General features: G+C 61.1%; 19 protein-coding genes and 1 pseudogene. 14 read left to right on the top strand and 6 right to left on the bottom strand.

Features of this window, described 5'->3' with window-relative positions; genetic code table 11:
* Nucleotides 1–33 precede the first annotated feature (33 nt).
* Together tnpC and ACHWRX_RS00710 are read left to right on the top strand one after the other, a co-directional pair.
* Nucleotides 34–1,642: pseudogene (gene tnpC, locus ACHWRX_RS00715) on the top strand (IS66 family transposase).
* 70 nt (nt 1,643–1,712) lie between these two features.
* A complete protein-coding gene (locus ACHWRX_RS00710; RefSeq protein WP_394657724.1) occupies nt 1,713–2,129 on the top strand; it encodes a DUF4279 domain-containing protein in 417 nt (138 codons plus the stop codon).
* A 284-nt stretch (nt 2,130–2,413) separates the two neighbouring features.
* Here the strand turns inward: ACHWRX_RS00710 and ACHWRX_RS00705 are convergent, their stop codons facing one another.
* From ACHWRX_RS00705 to ACHWRX_RS00695, 3 genes are read right to left on the bottom strand one after another with little or no spacing between them, the layout of a single operon-like run.
* Nucleotides 2,414–3,166 carry an enoyl-CoA hydratase/isomerase family protein gene (locus tag ACHWRX_RS00705; RefSeq protein WP_394657723.1) on the bottom strand — a complete coding sequence of 251 codons (753 nt, stop codon included), beginning with the start codon at nt 3,164–3,166 and terminating at the stop codon, nt 2,414–2,416.
* Nucleotides 3,167–3,170: 4 nt separating this feature from the next.
* A complete protein-coding gene (locus ACHWRX_RS00700; RefSeq protein ID WP_394657722.1) occupies nt 3,171–4,295 on the bottom strand; it encodes an acyl-CoA dehydrogenase family protein in 1,125 nt (374 codons plus the stop codon).
* Between the two features lie 17 nt (nt 4,296–4,312).
* The gene (locus ACHWRX_RS00695; protein WP_394657721.1) at nt 4,313–5,527 is read right to left on the bottom strand and encodes an acyl-CoA dehydrogenase family protein; all 1,215 of its coding nucleotides are present in this window, start codon (nt 5,525–5,527) and stop codon (nt 4,313–4,315) included.
* 280 nt (nt 5,528–5,807) lie between these two features.
* Here ACHWRX_RS00695 and ACHWRX_RS00690 point away from each other — a divergent pair, with 280 nt between their 5' ends.
* The 10 genes from ACHWRX_RS00690 to ACHWRX_RS00645 all read left to right on the top strand — a co-directional run bounded on the left by ACHWRX_RS00690 (nt 5,808) and on the right by ACHWRX_RS00645 (nt 14,197).
* Entirely contained in the window at nt 5,808–6,872 is a 1,065-nt protein-coding gene (locus ACHWRX_RS00690; protein ID WP_394657720.1) for a glycerol dehydrogenase, read from the top strand.
* A 57-nt stretch (nt 6,873–6,929) separates the two neighbouring features.
* Nucleotides 6,930–7,694 (top strand): SDR family NAD(P)-dependent oxidoreductase, encoded by a 765-nt coding sequence (locus ACHWRX_RS00685; RefSeq protein ID WP_394657719.1) that lies wholly within the window; start codon nt 6,930–6,932, stop codon nt 7,692–7,694.
* Nucleotides 7,695–7,806: 112 nt separating this feature from the next.
* On the top strand, nt 7,807–8,673 hold the full coding sequence (locus ACHWRX_RS00680) for a MaoC/PaaZ C-terminal domain-containing protein (RefSeq protein WP_394657718.1): 867 nt from the start codon (nt 7,807–7,809) through the stop codon (nt 8,671–8,673).
* A 28-nt stretch (nt 8,674–8,701) separates the two neighbouring features.
* A complete protein-coding gene (locus ACHWRX_RS00675; protein ID WP_394657717.1) occupies nt 8,702–9,079 on the top strand; it encodes a Zn-ribbon domain-containing OB-fold protein in 378 nt (125 codons plus the stop codon).
* Entirely contained in the window at nt 9,076–10,230 is a 1,155-nt protein-coding gene (locus ACHWRX_RS00670) for a thiolase (protein ID WP_394657716.1), read from the top strand. The genes ACHWRX_RS00675 and ACHWRX_RS00670 overlap by 4 nt, the downstream gene beginning before the upstream one ends.
* A 15-nt stretch (nt 10,231–10,245) precedes the next feature.
* Nucleotides 10,246–11,016 (top strand): enoyl-CoA hydratase/isomerase family protein, encoded by a 771-nt coding sequence (locus ACHWRX_RS00665; RefSeq protein ID WP_394657715.1) that lies wholly within the window; start codon nt 10,246–10,248, stop codon nt 11,014–11,016.
* Nucleotides 11,016–11,390 carry a Zn-ribbon domain-containing OB-fold protein gene (locus ACHWRX_RS00660; RefSeq protein WP_394657714.1) on the top strand — a complete coding sequence of 125 codons (375 nt, stop codon included), beginning with the start codon at nt 11,016–11,018 and terminating at the stop codon, nt 11,388–11,390. The genes ACHWRX_RS00665 and ACHWRX_RS00660 overlap by 1 nt, the downstream gene beginning before the upstream one ends.
* Nucleotides 11,387–12,544, top strand: a complete 1,158-nt coding sequence (locus tag ACHWRX_RS00655; RefSeq protein WP_394657713.1) for a thiolase — start codon at nt 11,387–11,389, stop codon at nt 12,542–12,544. Before ACHWRX_RS00660 ends, ACHWRX_RS00655 begins: the two co-directional genes overlap by 4 nt.
* A gap of 57 nt (nt 12,545–12,601) precedes the next feature.
* A complete protein-coding gene (locus tag ACHWRX_RS00650) occupies nt 12,602–13,429 on the top strand; it encodes an enoyl-CoA hydratase/isomerase family protein (RefSeq protein ID WP_394657712.1) in 828 nt (275 codons plus the stop codon).
* Nucleotides 13,430–13,435: 6 nt separating this feature from the next.
* The gene (locus ACHWRX_RS00645) at nt 13,436–14,197 is read left to right on the top strand and encodes an SDR family NAD(P)-dependent oxidoreductase (protein WP_394657711.1); all 762 of its coding nucleotides are present in this window, start codon (nt 13,436–13,438) and stop codon (nt 14,195–14,197) included.
* A 148-nt stretch (nt 14,198–14,345) separates the two neighbouring features.
* Here ACHWRX_RS00645 and ACHWRX_RS00640 read toward each other — a convergent pair whose 3' ends face one another.
* Complete coding sequence (locus ACHWRX_RS00640) at nt 14,346–15,191, bottom strand: metal-dependent hydrolase (protein WP_394657710.1); 846 nt, start codon at nt 15,189–15,191, stop codon at nt 14,346–14,348.
* 199 nt (nt 15,192–15,390) lie between these two features.
* Between ACHWRX_RS00640 and ACHWRX_RS00635 the strand changes: the two genes are divergently transcribed.
* Both ACHWRX_RS00635 and ACHWRX_RS00630 read left to right on the top strand, forming a co-directional pair.
* Nucleotides 15,391–16,545 (top strand): epoxide hydrolase family protein, encoded by a 1,155-nt coding sequence (locus ACHWRX_RS00635; RefSeq protein WP_394657709.1) that lies wholly within the window; start codon nt 15,391–15,393, stop codon nt 16,543–16,545.
* 181 nt (nt 16,546–16,726) lie between these two features.
* A complete protein-coding gene (locus ACHWRX_RS00630; protein WP_394657708.1) occupies nt 16,727–17,818 on the top strand; it encodes a sulfotransferase family protein in 1,092 nt (363 codons plus the stop codon).
* A 494-nt stretch (nt 17,819–18,312) separates the two neighbouring features.
* Here the strand turns inward: ACHWRX_RS00630 and ACHWRX_RS00625 are convergent, their stop codons facing one another.
* Entirely contained in the window at nt 18,313–19,470 is a 1,158-nt protein-coding gene (locus tag ACHWRX_RS00625; RefSeq protein WP_394657707.1) for an acyl-CoA dehydrogenase family protein, read from the bottom strand.
* The gene (locus tag ACHWRX_RS00620) at nt 19,463–20,572 is read right to left on the bottom strand and encodes an acyl-CoA dehydrogenase family protein (RefSeq protein WP_394657706.1); all 1,110 of its coding nucleotides are present in this window, start codon (nt 20,570–20,572) and stop codon (nt 19,463–19,465) included. Before ACHWRX_RS00620 ends, ACHWRX_RS00625 begins: the two co-directional genes overlap by 8 nt.
* Nucleotides 20,573–20,574: the final 2 nt, after the last annotated feature.

The following is a 20,574-nucleotide window of genomic DNA, read 5'->3' as shown; positions in this document are numbered from 1 at the left end:
TGGTCGGCACAGGCCATTTTGCTATGGGGAACCGTGTCCGCCGACGAGATAAATCTCCCTGCCGATCCCGATGCATTGCGCGCGCTTTTCGCCGATATGCAGGCGCGTATTGCGGCCTCGGAACAGGCGCTTGAAGCCGAGCGGGCGGCTCATGAGGCGACCCGCAACGCGGTCAAGCTGACCACGCTCCAGATCGAGAAGCTCAAGGTTCAGTTGTCCCGCTTGCGGCGGATGAAGTTCGGCCAGTCGTCCGAGCGGATCACCGAGATGGCGGATCAGCTGGAACTGACGCTGGAGGATCTCGAAGCCGAACAGGCCCATACCACTTGTGCCATCGGCGAACCGGCACCTGCCGAAGAACGTCCATCGACGGCTCGCAAGCCCAAGCGTCTGCCATTGCCCGATCATCTGCCGCGCGACGAGACGGTGCATGCCGCTCCCGATGCCGATGGCTGCTCCGCATGCGGCGGCACCATGGGCAAGCTGGGCGAGGATGTGACCGAGGTGCTGGAGTATGTGCCGGGCCGTTTCCGCGTCGTACGCCACGTCCGCCCCAAGCTGGCCTGTGGTCGCTGCGACGCGATCAGCCAGGCACCGTCGCCATCCTTGCCCATCCCGCGTGGTCGGGCCGGTCCCAACCTGCTGGCGCATGTCGTTGTGTCGAAGTTCGCCGACCATCTTCCACTATATCGACAGTCTCGTATCTATGCCCGCGAGGGCGTCGATCTCAGCCGCTCGACCTTGGCGGACTGGATGGGACAGGTCAGCTGGCTGTTGCAGCCGCTGGTCGACCGCATCGCCGATCATGTTATGGCCAGTACTAAGCTCCATGCCGATGATACACCTGTGCCGGTTCTGGCGCCGGGCACCGGCAAGACCGCGACGGGCAGATTATGGGTCTATCTGCGCGATAACCGACGATGGCGACCGAGCGACAGACCAGCGGCGCTGTTTCGCTACAGCTCCGATCGCAAGGGCGAGCGTCCGCGCGAACATCTCAGGACATTTGCGGGATTCCTGCAGGCCGATGCCTATGCCGGGTTTGAGCGCCTCTATGCGCCCGACCGTCAGCCGGGGCTGATAACGCCTGTCGCGTGCTGGGCGCATGCACGGCGCAAGCTGCATGACGTCTACAAGGCCGACCCGCATTCCGTCGCGGCCGAAGGGCTGAAGCTCATTTGCGAGCTTTACCATGTCGAGCGCGGCATCGCCTGCGATCCTGCCGATGACCGTCGCAAGGCGCGCAAGCTTTCCAGGCTGCGGGCGCTGGATTTCTTCGCATGGGCAGACGGAGTGCTGGCGCAGATTTCCGCGCGGTCGTCGCTGGCCGAAGCGCTGCGTTATGCCGTGAAGCTCAAGCCCCAACTGCTCGCCTATACCGAGGATGGTCGGCTTGAGATCGACAACAACCTCGCGGGAGAACGCCCTGCGCGGCATCGCCGTGGGCCGGAAGAACTGGCTTTTCGCGGGTGCTGATTGTGGCGGAGAGCGCGCCGCTGCGATCTACTCCCTGCTGGAGACCGCCAAGCTGAACGATGTGAACCCGCAGGCTTGGTTGGCCGACGTTCTCGACCGGATCGGCAAGGGACATCCCGTCAACCGGATCGACGAGCTACTACCGTGGAACTGGTCAGCTTCATGATGGCTGAAAGGGGTGTTGAGCTGAACTTAGCCCGCTTCCCTCTGCAAGCGATGCGAAGTACACCGGGGCTATGGACAATCTGAAGCGTGCCACCGTATCCGTATTGATTGACGGCGACGACCTTGTTCCTGCGGAAATCACGACGCTCCTTGGCGCAAATCCGCGCTTGGGCGTACGTAAGGACGAGGTGTTCCTCGGAAGCCATGGCAAGCATATCAAGGCTAAAACAGGCAAATGGAAATTCGGCGATGATTGGGTAAGTCCGCCCGATTTAGACGGCCAAATAGCCGGCGTTTTGGCTCTCCTGACTAAAGACATGTCCGCGTGGCACGAGGTGACGAGTCGTTTTCACTGCTATCTAAGCGTTGGCGGTTACTTCAATGATTGGACCGGCGGAATTACACTGCAGCCAATCACCATGAAGTCTTTAGCCGACCGCAATCTCCCAATCGATTTCGATCTCTATGCACCTGCGTCATCCGATTGACCGTTTGCCCACTGTTTTGGCTCACTCGGTAGCTGCGGAACAATAGCCCCTTCCATCACGGCTCTGCTCGGACGCTTACGAACGCTCCAGGTCTTTCTGGGACGCATCGCACTGTGAAAACCGACTCTTCGAGCTAAGTCCCGTTAGGTGTGGGCTCGTGCCTGCCCTTTCTCCGACCGGCAATCCAAATCCACTGGGGGACGATTATCGGGTGGCAGCGTATGCTATCTGGTCACATTCGCATCCGCTGCCCGCAAAGCGGGGCGGACGCAACCCAGGACAGATCAGCGCGCGCGCTGCGTGAATGCCGCGATCCGGTCGAGATAATCGGGAGCGCGGCCAGGATAGTGGGCAAGCTCGTAATTCAGCCCAGCTTCGAGCGACAAGCCATCGGTGGCGAAAAGCATCCGCTTCATCTCCCGATTTGTGTGCGCGCTGTTGCCGGCAATCGTATTAGCGAGATCAGCAACGCCGGCGTCCAGCGTGTCATCCTCGAACAAGAGATCTGCAAGCCCGATCCGATGCGCCTCGTTGGCATCGATCCGACGGGCTGTTGCCGTCATCAGCTTGGCCTGGGAGAGGCCGATCCGCCGCGGCAACCGCTGACTCATCCCCCACAACGCGACCAGGCCAAACCGCCCATGTGTGTCGGCGAAGGACGCCTTTTTGCCGGCAGCGATGATGTCCGCCGCCAAGGCCAGTTCGAGCCCCCCGGTAACACATAACCCCTGCACTTGCGCCACGACGATCTGTGGCAGCGCTGCGAGACGATTGACGATACGGGGTCGTGATGCCGTATCGACCGCTGCAACCTGCTCAATTTCTTCGAGGTCCGCGCCGGCACAAAACGACCGCCCATCAGCACGTAGCACAACGCAACCCACGTGATCCGCGGCTTCTTCCAACATCGCGCATGCGGCGTCTATTTCCGCGAACAGAGCGCTGTTCAGCGCATTGTGGCGGGCCGGTCGATTCAACGTTAATGTGACGACACCGCCGCTTTGCGCGCGGAGGAGAACGGGGGCGTCGTCACTCATAGGATCAGGCGGCCCAATTCAGGTCGCCGTAACGGACGACGTGCGTGTCGGTATTGCCGAACAGGCCCGCGATCACGAACAATCGGCGATAATAATGACCAATCGCGTATTCCTCGGTCATGCCGATACCGCCGTGAAGCTGGATCGATTGGCGGCCAACAAAAAGGCCGGCTTCACTCACCATCGCCTTGGTGGCGGAGACGCCGCGACGGCGCTCATCGCCATCGTCGCTGGCCAGAGCGGCGAGGCCTTGGAACACCATGGACCGCGCCAGTTCCAACTCGATCAGCATGTCCGCCATTCGGTGCTGGAGAGCCTGGAAGTCACCGATCGGCTGCCCGAATTGCTGGCGGGTCTTCAAATAATCGCGGGTCATGAACAGCGCCGTATCCATCGCGCCCACGGCCTCGGCACAGATGGCCACCGTGGCATGATCGATGCCTGTCTCGATCGCGGGAAGCGCCCCGCCTTCGGGACCGATTAGCGTCCCGGCAACGCCCTCGAGATGAAGGTCCGACACGCGGCTGTTATCGAGAAGTCGATAGACGTTCGCGGACAAGCCGGCAGCAGCCGGATCGACCAGGAACAACGAGATATCGCTCTCACCCGCACCGGTCCGGGCAGACACGATCAGCTTGTCAGCCGAAGGTGCACCCAGCACCAGAGACTTCGTCCCGCTCAGTCGCCAACCTTGACCATCGCGCTGGGCCGTGGTGGCGATGATGCGAGGATTGCCTCTGCCATCCGCTTCCCCATGCGCGAGAACCGCCTTGTGGGTGCCGGCTACAATGCCCTCGACCAGGGTATCGCTATCCTCGAACGAGCCGAGCGCGGCCAGCGTCTGGAGCGTCAGCACCGCGTTGGCGATGAACGGCTCGACGACCAGGCCCCTGCCCAGCCCCTCGGCAATCAAGGCGTTTTCTACAGCGCCGCCGCCAAAGCCGCCGCCGTCCTCGGAAAGGCCGGCGCCGAACCAGCCCAGTTCGGCCATCGCGTTCCAGATATCGGCGCTGATGCCATCGGCGCTATCCATGATCGCGCGGCGGCTATCGAAGATATATTCCCGCTCGACGAAGCGGCGGACGCTATCGGACAGGGCTTCCTGTTCGGTGGTGAGATTGAAGTCCATCTGGCTTGCCTGCCCCTTCAGAGTCCGAGGATCGCCTTGGCGATGATATTGCGCTGGATCTCGTTGCTGCCGCCGTAGATCGTGGTCGTGCGCCGATACATGCACTTGTGAGTGATGCCGTACCCGTCCTCGATGATATCCGGCGCCAATCCGTCATTCTTGACATGATCGTGATTGTCCGGATCGTGCACGACGGCCAAACCGTGATCGCCCAGTGCTTCCGCGGCAAGCTCGGCCGTGCGTTGGCGCAGTTCCGCCCCGCGGATCTTTAGTACCGAAGCAACTGCATCCAACCGAGTGTCGCCATGCTTGGCGTAAAGAACACGCATCACCGCCCACTTCAGCGCGGTGAGATCGATAGAAAGCCGTGCCAGCTTTGCACGGAAAAGCGGGTCCTCGATCACTGGCCGGCCGTTCTTGGTCGTCTGCCGCGCAATGCGCTCCAACTGGATCATGTCACGCTCGGAATGCGGCACTTCAGCCGACATCGTCCGCTCGTTGGTCAGCAGGAACTTGGCGTAAGTCCAACCCCTGCCCGGTTCTCCGATCAGATTGTTCGCGGGTACCCGCACATCATCGAAGAAGAACTGATTGACGGTAAGCCCCTCATCGATCGTGTAGATCGGTCGACGCTCAACACCCGGTGCTTTCAGATCAATCATCAGGAAGGAAATGCCGCGCTGCGGCTTGGCCTCCTGATCGGTGCGCACCAGCGTGAACATCATGTCGGCATGCTGAGCATCCGACGTCCAGATCTTGGTTCCGTTGACGACATATTCATCGGTGGCAGCGTCATAATCGGCGCGGGTCTTAAGCGAAACGAGGTCGGAACCCGAACCGGGCTCGGAGAAGCCCTGCCCCCACCAGACGTCTCCCGAAAGAATATCCGGGAGGAAGCGCGCCTTCTGCTCTTCATCGCCAAAGGTGTAGATGACCGGGCCGACAAGCTCCAACGCCCCCCGATCCAGCACGGGAGCACCCGCCGCCCGCAGTTCCTCATGGAAGATGAAGTTCTGCACCTGGCTCCAACCCGGGCCGCCGTACTCCTTCGGCCAATGAGGCGCAGACCAACCCTTTGCGTGAAGGACCTTCATCCATTCACGGATGCCTTCCCGATCAACGTGATAATCCCGCCAGGCCCGTTTCCGGATATGTTCGGGCAAATTCTCGCGAATCCAAGTGCGCACTTCTTCACGAAACTGCTGCAATTCCGGATCGGGTTGAAAATCCATTCGGCACTTTCCTCGGGTGGGATCTCGCATGCGCATCTATCGGCCAAAGCGGTATCTTGCCAGTCCGGCGATCTGAAATCATATGCGGAATTAGTCTCGTATCTCTCAAGGCGCGGCTGGTACTCCTTCCGCGATGCGCCGTATGAACCCGTCCCAAAGAGCTGGTGCCCGCGCTGCTCGCAATTGCGTTGGCGCGGATGATTTGACCGGACGATTATCGCGTCATGTCGCCCCAGCTATATAGTGGCCGCGCTCAGGCGCTTTGGGATTGCAGACGATAATGCGGATATTCGCTTCCACGCCGTTCTATCTCCAGGGGCCGGGTGCCATGGCGAAAGTCGGCGAGGTCGCCGGACGCACCGGCACCAAATCCTTGATCGTGATAGACGCTCTGGTGCGACCACTCGTCGGCGCCGCTTTGGAAGCGAGCTTCGCCGGCCCCGTCTCGATCGTCGAATTCGCTGGCGAGGTTACAGACGCCAACGTGGCCAATGTCGTATCGCAAACGCCGGATGCCGATGTTATCGTGGCGGTGGGCGGTGGCAAGGCCCTGGACGCGGGCAAGGCAGTGGCACTCAAGCTGGGCGTCCCGGTCATCTCGGTTCCCACCATCGCTTCCACTGATGGTCCAGCAAGCCGGGGCATCGCGATGTACGATGACGCACACCGGCTGACCCGGGTCGACCAGATGCTGGCCAATCCCGCGGCGGTGATCGTAGATACGGCCGTGATCGCCGGCGCGCCCGTGCGGTTCCTGCGGGCTGGCGTAGGCGATGCGATAGCAAAGAAGTTCGAGGGGGAGGGATGCTGGGCAGGCGGAGGCCACACCAAGCACGGCACAAGGCCAACCCACTCCGCGCGCGCCATCGCCGATGCCGCTTACAGAATGCTGCGGGCTCATGCCGTCGAGGGTGTGGCTGCGGCGGCGCGACACGAGGTGACGGAAGACTTGGAAGCGACGATCGAAGCCTCGGTCTTGCTCAGCGCCATGGGCTTTGAAAACGGGGGCCTCTCCATCGCTCATTCCACGACGCGCGGGCTGATGACGCTGCGGGCGGCGAAGGATCGGTTGCATGGCGAGCATGTCGCCTACGGGACCCTCGTCCAGCTGGCGGTTGATAGACGCCCGCGTACCGAAATCATCGATCTCGCCGAATTTCTCCGCGCGGTAGGACTGCCGGCCACGCTGCGCGATCTGGGCGTGGACGATCTGAACGACAACGATTTGGACGGGATCGCGGCGGCGATCATGGCAAGCCCGCATATCGGCAATGTCGCAAATGCCCTGACCCACGCAGACGTAGTCGCGGCATTGCGTACCGTCGAGACGCTGACCCCGGCTTGAACGAAAGACCATTAGCTTCGCACGCAAGTGCGACGGCACACGAGAAGGAAGTCGAATATGGACCTTGGCCTGACCGGAAAGATCGCAGTCGTCACCGGAGCCAGCAATGGCATCGGCCGGGCAACCGCCCGTCTGCTGGCGCAAGAAGGCGCGCATGTCGTGATGATGGCGCGCCGTCCTGATGTGCTGGAGCAGGCCCGAGCCGACGTTGCAACGACTGGATCTGTCGAGACGATGGCCGTCGATGTGTGTGACAGCGCAGCCTACACTGCTGCTTTGGAAGATATCGCCACGCGACACGGCAGGATCGATATCCTCGTCAACAACGCGGGTGCCGGGCAATTTGGCCCTATCGAGGCTTTGGGCGATGACGCCTTCGCCGAGGCATTCCGGCTGAACGTGTTTGCGCCTTTCGCATCGATGCGGACGGTTTTCCCGATCATGGAACGTCAAGGCGGCGGCGCGATCGTCAACGTTACGTCCATCATGGGTGCGCGGGCGCAGGCATTGTCGAGCAGCTATGCCTCGTCCAAGGCCGCGCTCAATCATCTCAACGCGGTCGCTGCCGTCGAGGGCGCTCCCAAGGGTATCCGCGTCAACACGCTTCAGGTCGGATCGATCGCGACAGAGGGCACTCAGGCCTATCGCGAACAGTATCCCGAGCTGGCGGCCAAGGTCACCGGTGCGATCCCGATGGGCCGCTGGGGTAAACCCGAGGAAATCGCGGCCGGCATCGCCTTTCTCGTATCCGCTCCGGCCAGCTTCGTCGCAGGTGCCGTTCTTGCCGTCGATGGTGCTTTGGGAGTGCAATTTCCCTACTAGGGCGCTCGCCCTAGATCCGGCGCATATATGTGATTTGAAAGCGGCCTGCTTGCACAAGTCCCGCTGCGTCCTAGAGCGGCGGGGAGGACTGGCCGGGGGCGGGAGAGGTGTTTTGGCGATCGACTACGACCGGCTGATGGCCCGTGCGTTTCCCGAAATCACGTGCAGTTACGGGTGGCGGGATAGCGCGCTTTATGCGCTGGGCCTCGGTATCGGCAGCGACCCGTTGGCGGCTGACGAACTGCGCTTTGTTTACGAGAAAGAAATTCAGGCCATGCCCAGCATGGCGGTCGTGCTCGGCCATCCTGGCTTCTGGGTCAGCGATCCGGATGCAGGTATCGATTATCGCAAAGTCGTGCATGGCGAGCAGTCTTTAGTGATCCATGCCCCCCTCGCCCCGGAGGCAAAGCTGATCGCCCGGAACTCGATCGACGAAATCATCGACAAGGGCGAGGGACGCGGTGCCATTCTGCGCGTGCGCCGCGATCTTCATGATGCCGAGACTGGCACGTTGCAGTCGAGCCAAGTCATGTCGATGTTCTGTCGCGGCGATGGCGGCTTTGGTGGCCCTTCGACCGGCCGTCCAGTTCCGGCCGTGACGATACCGGACCGCGCACCCGATCGCACGATGATCAGGTCGACTTTGCCACAGGCGGCATTGATCTACAGGCTCAGCGCCGATTTGAACCCCCTGCATGCAGATCCGGAAGTCGCCCGTGGGGCAGGTTTCGATCGGCCGATTTTCCATGGCCTGGGTACGTATGGCGTCGCCTGCCACTCTCTGATCGTCGCTTGTGCGGATGGTCAGGCTGCGGGTCTCACGTCGATGGATTGCCGCTTTACCGCACCATTCTTCCCTGGCGAAACGCTGCGCACCGACATTTGGCAGGAGGATGGCGCTGCCCTTTTCCGGTGTACCGCGGTCGAGCGCGACAAAGTCGTCCTAGATCGAGGTCGCGCAGAATTCACGCAGGCATGACCCTTCAATTTTCAGCAGGAGACGGGGCTTGACCCAGGCACCACCGACCGCAACGTACTTCAATCACCTGGCAGAGGGGCGCTTCATGATCCAGCGCTCGCCCAGCACTGGCGAATGGGTGTTCTATCCTCGCATGGTAGCCCCGGTAAGCGGCGCGACTGACCTGGAATGGGCGGAACCGAGCGGCCTTGGCACGGTCTATGCCGCCACCGTGAAACGGGTGAAGCCGCCGGCGCCCAACATCAGCATCGCCATCGTCGAACTGGATGAAGGCCCACGCCTGATGACCCATGTCCAAGGTATAGAGGCCGATCAGGTCAAGATCGGCATGCGGGTGCGCGCCAAGATCGTTGACGGCCTCGATGGCAACAAAATTGTCGTATTCGAACCGGAGATCGCCGCATGAGCGCCGCCCAACTGCGCGGTAAAGCCGCTTTCATCGGCGCGGCCACTTTCGGTTGTGGCGAGGCTCCAGGCTATACCGCGATGGAACTGGCCGCGGAGGCTGGCCGGCTCGCTGTCGAGGATGCAGCTCTCAAGCTTTCGGACATCGACGGGCTGTTCATCTGCCTGCCCAACGATTTTCTTTCAGGCCTGACGATCGCCGAGTATTACGGCATCCACCCGAAGATGACGAATAACAGCCGCACGGGCGGCTCGGCTTTTCTCACTCATGCAGAATGGGCGATGCTGGCGCTGGACGCCGGGCTGATCGACTATGCGCTGATCTGCTATGGCTCAAATCAGCGCACCGGCGCCGGCAAGCTGGTGAGCGCACAGGCGCCATCGCCGTTCGAGTTTCCCTATCGGCCTAACAATCCGGTCGCCTCTTATGCTCTTGCAGCCTCACGGCACATGCATGAATACGGCACCACGTCCGAGGACCTTGCCTCCGTCGCGGTGGCAGCGCGGCAATGGGCCAACCTCAATCCCGAAGCGTTCAAGCAGGGGCCGCTGTCGGTTGAGGATGTCCTTGCCACCCGGCTTGTCGCCGACCCGCTTCATGTCGCCGATTGCTGCTTGGTCACCGACGGTGCCGCGGCAGTTGTGCTCACGCGAGCTGATCGCGCAAAAGACGCCAAAAAGACCCCGATATCGCTCTTGGGCGCAGCGTCGGCGACATGGCATACCGAGATTGCGCAGCTGGCTGATCTCAGTGTGTCGGCGGCAAAGGAATCCGGCGAGCGCGCGTTCGCGCAGGCGGGGCTGACCCCGTCGGATATCGATGTCGTGAACCTCTATGATGCGTTCACGATCAATACGATCCTCTTCCTTGAAGATCTGGGCTTCTGTCCCAAGGGTGAAGGCGGTCGCTTCGTCGCCAGTGGCGCGATTTCGCCGGGGGGTAGCCTGCCGGTCAATCCGAACGGCGGCGGTCTTTCGTTCTGCCATCCGGGGATGTACGGCCTGTTCACCCTGGTGGAATCGATCCGTCAATTGCGTGGTGAAGCCGGGGAGCGGCAAATCGCCGGCGCGAAGCTGGCGCTCGCCCACGGGAACGGCGGCACCCTCTCCAACCAGGCCACCTGCATTCTCGGCCTGCCCGAGACGGTCTGAACGAAGGAAAAGACTGTGCCGATCACGCTGCATATCAACGAAAACGTCGCCACGGTCACGCTTGACCGTCCCGAGAAGAAAAACGCCCTCGATAAGGCCATGCGCGTCGAACTGCCCCGCGTTTTCGAGCGTATCCAGGACGACGTATCTATCCGTGCGGTCGTTCTGGCCGGGGGTGGCATGGACTTCTGCGCCGGGGCCGACGTCGGTGAGATGGGCGGCGGCGGCATTGCCGATGGCATGGCGCGTGTGGAAATCCTCCACCGCATGATGCGCGGGATCATCCATACCGACATCCCGATCATCGCGGCGGTGCGCGGCGTGTGCGTGGGCGTGGGGTGGTCGATGGCGCTGGCTTGCGACTATGTCATCGCTGCGCCGGACGCTCGCTTTCAATTCGCATTTCGCCACATCGGTCTTGCCCCTGACGGCGGGGCGATCCATCTTCTTTCGCGCAATTTGGGGCCGATTAGGGCGAAGGCGCTGGTTTATTCAGGCCGGTTCGTTTCAGGCCAAGAGGCAGCAGCCTTGGGCCTGGCAAGCGAGGTTGTACCTGCCGCTGAGGTGGTGACGCGGGCGCAGTCCCTGGCTGCTGAATGGTCACGTGCAGCCACACTGTCCCTGAAGATGTCGAAGCGCCAATTCGCAGCGGCGGAAACACAGACTTACGAGGAGGCATTGGCCGCAGAAATGGTGATGCAGCCTCTGATGGTCCGTTCCGAGGACTTTCGCGAGGGAACGACGGCGTTCAAGGAAAAGCGCAAGGCGCAATTCAGGGGGCAATGATGGCAGAGGTTCAACCCGACGTCGAATATCAGGCGCACTTGGCCGAAGGCCGCTTCATGATCCAACGCGGCATTCAGAGCGGCTTGTATCACTTTTACCCCCGGGCGATCGAGCCGGCTACGGGCGGGGAGCTGGAATGGGTGGCCGCGTCCGGCACAGGCACCGTTCATTCGGTGACGGTCGTCAACCGCAAGCCGCCCTTGGACCCGTATAACGTCGTGCTCGTCGACCTCGCCGAAGGGCCGCGCATGATGAGCCGAGTAGAGGGTATAGACCCCGCCGACATCAAAATCGGCATGTCAGTGGTGGCCCGCATCGTCGAAGCGGACGATCGCCATTTCGTGGTCTTCGTTCCGGCCGAGGAGGCACAATGAGCACTTCACCCTTCCCGCGCGGCAAGGTCGCAGTTGTTGGCGCCGCCACATTCGGTCAGGGTCGCGCGCCCGGCTTCCAGTCCTCCGATCTTGCGGCCATCGCGGCGCGTGACGCTCTGTCGCAGGCGGGCTTGACGCCTGCCGATGTGGACGGCCTGTTCTTCTGCCACCCGACGGACACGTTCGGTGGCCTAAGCTTTGCGCAATATCTCGGCATCCACCCGAAGATCACTGATAACAACCGGGTCGGCGGGTCGGCGTTTCAAGCTTATATCGAGCAGGCCGCATTCCTGCTGGATGCCGGGATGATTGACGTTGCCCTGATCGCATTCGGAAATAACCAGGCCACCGCCACCGGCAAGCTTTCCAGCACGATCCTCCCGATGACCTACGAAGCGCCGTACAAGCCGATCAATCCGGTAAGCTCATACGCCTTGGCGGCCGCGCGCCACATGCACCAGTATGGCACCACGCAGGAGCAACTGGGCGCTGTTGCGTTGGCGGCACGCGGATGGGCTCAACTCAACCCGGAGGCATTCAAGCGCGACCCGCTGGATATGGACGCCTACATGGCGTCGCGAACCGTCAGTTCGCCGCTAAAGGTATTGGATTGCTGTCTCGTCACCGACGGCGCAGCCGCGATTGTACTCACCCGTGCGGATAAAGCGCGCGACCTGACGGCCAATCCGATTGCCGTACTGGGCGCTGCATCCGCCACAACGCATCGCGAAATCGCGTGGATGAGCGACCTCACCGTCACCGCCGCGAAAGACAGCGGCGCGCGTGCTTATGCCGCGGCTGGGGTTACCGCCAAGGATATCGACGTCGTCCAAGTCTATGACGCCTTTACGATCAACACGATCCTGTTTCTCGAGGACTTGGGCTTCTGCCCCAAGGGGGAGGGTGGCCGTTTCGTGGAGGATGGTCGGATCGCGCCGGGCGGTGATCTGCCTGTCAACACCAACGGTGGCGGTCTTTCTTGCTGCCATCCGGGCATGTATGGAATGTTCACGCTGGTCGAGGCTATCCGTCAGCTTCGTGGCGAGTGCGGGGAACGCCAGGCAAAAGATCCCCATCTGGCGATCGCGCACGGAAATGGCGGGGTGCTTTCCAGCCAGGCCACTGTCATTCTGGGCACGCCGGACACGATCTGAATTCCCGAACGAAAGGGGGCGGGACGCCCCGGCAACAAGCGCTGAAAGGTACGATTTATGAGCAACTCCTACGATCACCAGGGCCGCCCCATCGACTTCTCGAAATATCCCGAGTCACTCAAGCTTGATCTGACCAACAATGTTCTGACGATCACGCTCAATAACCCAGACTTCCGCAACGCCATCCGCCCGGACATGGACGAGGCGCTGACGCGTATTTTCTGGGATGCTGATGCCGATCCCGAAGTCCGGGTGGTCGTCCTGACGGGCGCGGGCGTGTCCTTCTGCGCCGGTGGCGATATCGCCGCCATGCAGCAGGGCGTTGATAACATTAACAATTTCGTTGTCGGCATCAAGAACGGCAAGCGTTTCATGCAGGCCATGATCGATTGCGACAAGCCGATCATCTCGCGCGTTCACGGTGATGCGGTTGGTCTGGGGGCCACTCTCGCGCTCTTTGCCGACATCTGCGTCGCTTCGGAAAACGCCCGCTTTGGCGATCCTCATGTCAAGGTTGGCCTCGTCGCGGGCGACGGCGGCGCGATCATCTGGCCCAAAAATGCCGGCTACGCTGCAGCCAAGTACTTCCTGCTGACGGGTGATCTAGTCGGTGCGCGCGAAGCTCAGGCCATGGGCCTGATCGCCAAGGTGACGACCGAGGCGGACCTCGATACGGAAGTCAATCGCATCGTGGACAAGCTGAACAACGGCGCCCTGGCGTCAATCACCTATACCAAGCACGTCCTGAACATCGGCCTGCGTCAGTTGTTCGCATCGTCCGTGGATGCGGGCTTTGCCTTGGAAACAGTAAGCAGCCGTCTGCCCGACCATCGCGAAGCCACGACGGCATTTGTTGAAAAGCGCAAGCCGAACTTCCGGGGCTGATCGCAGATGGCCACTAGTGAAGGCGGCACTCGCGTCGCGCTCGTCTCGGGCGCGGCGCAGGGTATCGGTCGGGCTATCGTCTTGCGCTTGGCGCAAGACGGCTGCGATGTGGCGCTTCTCGACATCGACGGCGACGGCATCGACGCCGTCTCCGCCGAGGTCGAGGCGCTCGGTCGACGCGCAACGGCGTTGAAAACGGACATGCTTGACCGCTCGGCGATCAAGTCATCCTTTGTCCGCGCCGCTCAGACGCTGGGGCCCATCGACATATTGGTAAACAACGTCGGCCAAAGCGCGCGTGAAAATGCCGCGCCATTCTGGGAAGCAGGCCCCGATCTTGCCGACTTTCTTGTCAACATCTGCTTGCGTACGGCGATGGATGCAGCGCGCGAAGCTGTGCCTGGCATGCGAGACCGCCGTTACGGCCGTATCGTTAACATCGCGTCGGATTCTGCCTACATCGGCAGCAAGTCTGCCGCGTCATACGCAGCTGCAAAGGCTGGAGTAATCGGTTTCACCCGTTCGTTGTCGCGCGAGTTGGCAGAGTATGGTGTGACCGTGAACGCGATTGCCCCCGGCTATATCCGCACGCGGGCTACCGATCTTTTGCCCGCCGCGTTCGTCGAAAAGGCGATCAGCGAAACACCAGTTGGTTTTCTGGGTAAGCCCGAGGACATCGCCCACGCCGTGTCGTTCTTCGCCAGCGAAGGTGCTAGCTACATCACCGGGCAAAGCCTGATCGTGAATGGTGGCCGCTGGATGAACTGAGGGCGAAGCGTTGCCCTCCTGAAGCGCGGACGGACGATATAAGGCTACACTGCCGCTGCACTATCAGATCGATGAACCGCAACAACCCGGAGTGCCTTCAGCGCCAGAACTCACTGGGCTGAACGGCACTCCAGGGTATCTAGAATACTCAGGCCGGAACTGGCACTGCCTTCACGGCAACACGTTCGAAGCTCTCGCCCAGATAAGCCTCTACACCACGGGGTGGGCGGCGCTTGGCCGGGTTGTAGAACGGCGACAGAATTTCCAGCAGATGCTTAAGGGCTGGACGCGCCAACGCCTTCTTTGAACGCTTCTCGTTTGCGAACGACTGCGCTCGCTGCTCGGGTGTCATGGTGGAGCGATCCTTATCGAGCAATACTTTCGTCATCCGCGCGGAGAAGCCACCCATGTGGACCATGGCATAGAACAGCCCGTAAATGCGCCAGAAATAGCCGCTGACGGGGTTCTTGTAATACAATTGGTGGAATACGTCATACATCACGGTGCGATGCTCGTATTCCTCGGCTAGATGCCATTTCCAGAGATCGACGACGTTCTGATCCGCCTTTGCGAAGAATTCATCCGACTCTTCGAAGATCGCGGTTACGGAAATTGCGCTCATCGCCTCGAAGCCTTCGCAGTACGCGAGGCGGAAACGCAACGACTTCGTCTTCATCCAGTCATCGTAATCCTTGGCGAACGCCGCTTCCATCGGCCGAAGTTCATCGTAGCCAAACGACCAGAAACGCCTGTTGAATTTCACATGGTTCTTGCAGTGTTCCATCTCCTGCTTGATGAAGATGTCCACCTCATTCGCGAGCTTCTTATTGCTGGCATCCAGCAGTGGCTTAGCCTCGTGCAGGACCTTCACAAGGAAAGGCTCAATGTATGCCGGGATGAAAGAGCCAGCATTCCAACGCTGCGCAAACTCATGATTTTCCGACCAGTAAAGCGGAACTTCACTGTAATCGATGACCGGCTTGCGAACCTTCATATGTACCTCAAAAGTTAGCGCCCACGCATGATAAACACTAAACCAGTATAGCGTTTTCAGCAAGGATTTCCAGGCAAGCCGGCCTTGCCATCCAGTCGGCCCCTACGATTTCATGCCTGTAATTTCGCGCGAAGCACCGCGCATATGTTTGCGGCCCGTCTTATCACAGCGCTTCAGCCATCAGCGGAGAAGCCGTTCCATGCCAGCCACTCCTTTCCAGATCGCGCTGCCTTCGGCGCGCCTGCAGGCTATCCGTGAGAAGGTGAGCGCCTTTGACTGGGACGCCTTTCCCGACGCCGGAGGCTGGACGGCGGGGATCGCGAAGTCGGAGATGCGTCGTATCGCCGACTACTGGGTGAAGGACTACGATTGGAGCGCGCAGGAAGCGCGGCTCAATGCGCAACCTCATTTCCAAGCCGAAGTAGATGGATTGCGCATTCACTTTCTGCATATGCAGGGATCGGCACCGGGCCGTCGCCCGCCCGTACTGCTCATTCATGGCTGGCCAGGGTCTTTCCTGGAATTCCAGGACGCTGCTCTTCGTCTCGCTCATCCGGAGCAATTTGGCGGCCGCGCCGAGGACGGCCTGGATCTCGTAATTCCCTCGTTGCCTGGATATGGGTTCTCAGGACGCCCTGGAGAGCCGATGGGCCCGCGCGCGATCGCGCGGTTGTTCAATCTTTTGATGACCGATGTCCTGAGGTACCCGCGCTATATCGCGCAAGGCGGTGACTGGGGCAGCATCGTCGCGGGCTGGCTTGCCCATGACCATTCCGATGCCTGCGTAGCGCTGCACCTTAATATGTGCCTGCTGCAGACAGCGACGGCCAAGCCGGAAACGGAGGAGGAAAAGGCCTACCTCGCGAACGTCAACTACATGCGGATGGTCGAGGGCGGATACGCCCATCAGCAAGGTACGCGTCCGCAGACGCTGGGCTTCGCGCTTTCGGATAGTCCGGTGGGCGCGGCCGCCTGGATTTTGGAAAAGTTCGCCGCCTGGTCGGACATAGATCGCACGGACGCCACGCCAAAGCTGGAATCGGTGTACTCACTCGACCAGTTGTTGACCAACGTCATGCTCTACGTCGCCACCGGCAGCATCGTCACCTCAACCTGGATCTACAAGGCCGTCACCGACGAAGGCGGACAGGCATTGGAACATCGCGTCACGGTACCCACAGGAGTCGCGGCCTTTCCGGATCCGATCTTTCCACCGCCCCCGCGAGGATACGGCGCGCAAAGCTTCGCCATCACACGCTGGACACCAATGGCGAAAGGCGGGCATTTCGCTGCCATGGAACAGCCAGACACTTTTGCCGACGAAGTGCGGGCTTTTGTCCTTTCACTAGGTTGAGCCGTATCCTACTCATCAAGCCATCGAAAAGTTGCCGGAGTGCCGTGCGACATGCAGCGATCGGTTCGGCCGGGTTTTGGCGCCCGAAGACGCGTTATGAAAAAGGTTGAACGTGATGACACCGCCTGCATTTTCGGTATCCAAAGATGCCCTGCTGAGAGAAGCCTCTGATCGCTGCGGATTGAGCGATTTCGGGAGCGATGATTTTCGCGAGGGCTACGATCGGCTGCTGGACGACCTCGGCCATGCGGGCCTGAGCGCCGAGGGCGCCGATATGCTGCGCGAGGTGATCATCGCCAATCTGACCGCGCGGTTAAAAGCCGCCGAAGGCTTCAAACGGCGGGCAGACGCGATAGGGGGCTCGATCCACCGGCCATTGGTGATCACCGGCATCGTCCGGTCAGGCACGACCGCATTGCACAAGCTGTTATCGATGGACCCGCAATTCCAGGGCCCGGAACATTGGCTATGCGCGGCGCCGCAGCCCCGTCCTGCGCGCGCGCAATGGTCCCAGAATGCCGATTTCCAGACTGCCAAGGCCGCGCTCGATGCCATGATAGCAGTCGCGCCCGAAGTTCTGGACGATCACGGCATGGCGGTCGACAGTGTCGAGGAATCCCTCAACGTCCTGTCGGCCAGTTTCTGCTCAAACATGTGGCCGTCTTCTCTGGTCGTGCCAGCCTACGACGATTGGTACCGGGCGACCGATGACACGTTTGCCTATCGCTTCTTTGCCAATGTTTTGAAGCTGATCGGCGCAGACAGCCCCGATCTCACCTGGCTTTTGAAGAATCCGACTGACACTTATTCAATGCGGGAAATGCTCAACGTTTTTCCCGATGCGATGATCGTCCAGACCCACCGCGATCCGCTTCAATCGATCCCCTCGCTCTGCAATCTGCTTGCTGGAGCGCACCGCGCCTACCGAGGCGACGGCGCTAAAATCGATAAGGTCTATGCTCGCGAGGAAGAGTTCTGGGCGCTGGCCATGGAACGGGCGGAAGCGGTGAAGCAAACCATTCCCGGGCAATATATCGACATCGAATTTCGCGACTTCGTTAAAGACCAGATGGGCGTGGTCCGCGCCATATACGCTTACTTTGGCCTTCGCTTGTCGGAGCAGGCGGACAACGCAATGAGCGGTTGGTTGGAAGCCAACCCCCGCCGCTCCACGACGATGCACCGTTTCAGGCCCGAGGATTTTGGCGGCAGTACCGAGCAGTTGCTGAAGCGCTACGCCCCTTATCGCGCCGAACGTGGCTATGGAGACTGAGCGAAACCGGTACCGGCAAATGGACAAGGCGCCGTATCTTTTCTACTCGCCCCGCCACGCTAATTCCTGGATCATCAACAACGCCGATCTGCTCAAGGCCCCTTCCGAATTAAGGCACGTTCTTCGCCGCCCAGGGCATCGACATTCTCCCTCCCCTGCCGATACTCCTACGTTGCTCCCAAAAGATTGGGGACGTTGCCATGGTCAAGATAGGCTTCGCTCAATCCGTCCGAACGAGAAATGACAAGGCGGCAGGTGAGACGCTGATGCGCGCGACATGACGGCGCCGTATCCGATAGCCCCATTCCCAAACGTAATGGCATCACATCAACGGCCCCGGCGAAGGAGGACAGCGCTTCTAGGGACTTCCATCAATCAGGCCCGTCGTTCTGGCTAAGCGTTCCTCATCCATCGTTCGTGCTGATTGATCAGAAACAATAAAAGGGGCCGGATACGATGATCCAGCCCCTTCACATATATTGCCGCAGGTCCGCTTACTTTGCCACGGGTCCCAGCAGCATGTTCGAGACGATATTGCGCTGGACCTCGTTAGCGCCGGCATAGATCGTCGATGGACGAGCGACCATGAAGAGTTTGCGCAAGTCCATATCGACGCCGCCGATACCGACCGGCTCGACAAGGCCGGCATTTTCGCCGCTTACGCGCAGCATCTCGTCCGTCATGCGCTGGAAGAGCTCGGTCGCAAGAACCTTCATCAGGCTCAAGACCGCATTATCCACCTCACCCCTGATCGCCGCATCAGCGACCTGACGATGCAGCGCAGCAAGGTCGTGCAGATCGCACAGCAGGACCGAGACGCGATCGCTGACGCCAACGTCGCCACCCTGATCCAGGCCCTCGATCAGTTGCTCCAGCATTTCGAAGGATTGGCGCGGCAGGGTGGGAGCGCCATTGGTGATGCGTTCATCGCCCAGCAACGCCTTGGCGACGGTCCATCCTTGATCGACCGCACCGACGAGATTTTCGGCTGGTACGCGAACATTGTCGAAGAAAACTTCGCAAAGCTCGTCTTCGCCAGCCAAGTTCATGATCGGGCGCACGGTCAGGCCAGGCAAGTTCATGTCGGCCAGGATGAAGCTGATGCCCGCCTGCTTCTTCACATCCTTGTTGGTGCGAACGAGGACGAAAATGCGATCGGCGACGGCTGCGAGGGTTGTCCAGATCTTCTGGCCGTTGATCACGAATTCGTCGCCATCGGGAACCGCGGTAGTGCGCAAACTGGCCAGGTCCGATCCGGAATTCGGTTCCGAGTACCCCTGGCACCACAGATCATCGCCATTGAGAATCGCCGGCAGGTAACGCGCCTTCTGAGCGTCTGTACCATATTTCATCATCACCGGTGCGAGCAATGCGCCTCCGCTATCAAGCACGCGGGCGCAGCGATGGGCCTCCATTTCCTCATTGATGATCAGCTGCTTTTCCAAGCTGAGACCGAGACCGCCATATTCCTTGGGCCAGCCGGGCGCACGCCAGCCCGCCGCATATGTCATGCGATGCCAGCGGCGCTCGTCTTCGCCAGCGAGCCGATGGATGATGGGGATGCGCCATTCTTCGGGGAAGTTGGCATGCAACCATTCGCGCCAGCGTGCACGAAATGCGTCGTTCGATAGCAGGTTCAAATCTTCAGCCATGACGAACATTCCCACTGCGATGCGCCATCAGCGCGGCGCGGCGATGCGCCGCCGGATTGCCGAGCCAGGTGGACCAAGTCAGCGCGGCATGAACAAACAGGCCAACGTCAGCCTCATCGGTGTAACCAAAGGCGCCATGATACTGGATCGCCCACCGGCTCATGTCCTGAGCAGCCTGGGAACAACGCGCCTTGGCCGCGTGGATGGCGACCGCCGCCCCCTCCCCTGCGTCCAAAGCGGTGGCTGCGGCGCGCCAACTGGCGGCGGCCAGTTCGATCTGCGCATAGAGATCGACCATCTGGTGTCGCAAGGCCTGGAAATCGGACAGTCGGCTACCGAACTGCGATCGATCTTTCATGTAGTCGGCTGTCATGCGCCATAGCGCGCCGGCGAGGCCTTCCAACTGAGCGGCCAGCGCCACAGTCCCACGAGCCAGGGCTTGGTCGATAGCTGCAGCAGCCGCCTCGCCCGAAAGCAGCACGGCGTCGTCCCCGAGCACAACCTTTTCGAACGCGATGTCCGCCGCAAAGCTACCGTCCGTGAGCCGCTGCGCCGTGACCGACACACCAGCAGCCGCCGGATCGACGACAAGCACGACCGGCCCGTCATCGGAGCCGGCAGCGACGAGAAGCGCCACGCCGGGATGCCAGCCTGGCACATGCACCTTTGCGCCGGTCAGCGTCCCGTTGGCGAAGTAGGTGTCGAATGCGGGTGCGCCCAGCACACCCCGGCTCTCTTGCCACGCGAAAGTAACGCTTCGCTGCCCCTCGGCCAACGCCGACGCCAGTTCAGTTGCTGCGCTGGCCGTCGAGGCCGCCAAAAGCGTAGCCGCGATTACCGCCGACGCCACGAAAGGCTCCGGCGCGATCGTGCGGCCCATTTCTTCCGCCAACGTCAGCGCGGGCTCCAGACCCAGCTCCGAGCCACCCAGACTTTCAGGCAGCAGGACACCGGTCCAACCCAGCTCGCCAAAGCTGGCCCAGGCCGCCGCATCGAACCCGGCCTGGTCGTCGCGCACCTTCCGCGCATGCGCCGCACCGCCGGCTCCGCCCAAATAACCTTGCGCACTGTCCCGCAGCATCTGCTGCAGCTCGTTGTCCACAC

Origin of the sequence: uncultured Novosphingobium sp., assembly GCF_964277725.1 — a bacterium.
Classification (GTDB): Bacteria; Pseudomonadota; Alphaproteobacteria; order Sphingomonadales; family Sphingomonadaceae; genus Novosphingobium; species Novosphingobium fluoreni.
The sequence above is the reverse complement of the archived record's forward strand: the minus strand, read 5'-3'. Positions and strand labels throughout refer to the sequence as shown.

Excerpts from the sequence above, each read along its gene's own strand:
- ACHWRX_RS00710 (WP_394657724.1), top strand. The coding sequence starts at position 1,713 with ATGGACAATCTGAAGCGTGCCACCGTATCCGTATTGATTGACGGCGAC.
- ACHWRX_RS00705 (WP_394657723.1), bottom strand. The coding sequence starts at position 3,166 with ATGAGTGACGACGCCCCCGTTCTCCTCCGCGCGCAAAGCGGCGGTGTC.
- ACHWRX_RS00700 (WP_394657722.1), bottom strand. The coding sequence starts at position 4,295 with ATGGACTTCAATCTCACCACCGAACAGGAAGCCCTGTCCGATAGCGTC.
- ACHWRX_RS00695 (WP_394657721.1), bottom strand. The coding sequence starts at position 5,527 with ATGGATTTTCAACCCGATCCGGAATTGCAGCAGTTTCGTGAAGAAGTG.
- ACHWRX_RS00690 (WP_394657720.1), top strand. The coding sequence starts at position 5,808 with ATGCGGATATTCGCTTCCACGCCGTTCTATCTCCAGGGGCCGGGTGCC.
- ACHWRX_RS00685 (WP_394657719.1), top strand. The coding sequence starts at position 6,930 with ATGGACCTTGGCCTGACCGGAAAGATCGCAGTCGTCACCGGAGCCAGC.
- ACHWRX_RS00670 (WP_394657716.1), top strand. The coding sequence starts at position 9,076 with ATGAGCGCCGCCCAACTGCGCGGTAAAGCCGCTTTCATCGGCGCGGCC.
- ACHWRX_RS00660 (WP_394657714.1), top strand. The coding sequence starts at position 11,016 with ATGGCAGAGGTTCAACCCGACGTCGAATATCAGGCGCACTTGGCCGAA.
- ACHWRX_RS00655 (WP_394657713.1), top strand. The coding sequence starts at position 11,387 with ATGAGCACTTCACCCTTCCCGCGCGGCAAGGTCGCAGTTGTTGGCGCC.
- ACHWRX_RS00650 (WP_394657712.1), top strand. The coding sequence starts at position 12,602 with ATGAGCAACTCCTACGATCACCAGGGCCGCCCCATCGACTTCTCGAAA.
- ACHWRX_RS00645 (WP_394657711.1), top strand. The coding sequence starts at position 13,436 with ATGGCCACTAGTGAAGGCGGCACTCGCGTCGCGCTCGTCTCGGGCGCG.
- ACHWRX_RS00640 (WP_394657710.1), bottom strand. The coding sequence starts at position 15,191 with ATGAAGGTTCGCAAGCCGGTCATCGATTACAGTGAAGTTCCGCTTTAC.
- ACHWRX_RS00635 (WP_394657709.1), top strand. The coding sequence starts at position 15,391 with ATGCCAGCCACTCCTTTCCAGATCGCGCTGCCTTCGGCGCGCCTGCAG.
- ACHWRX_RS00625 (WP_394657707.1), bottom strand. The coding sequence starts at position 19,470 with ATGGCTGAAGATTTGAACCTGCTATCGAACGACGCATTTCGTGCACGC.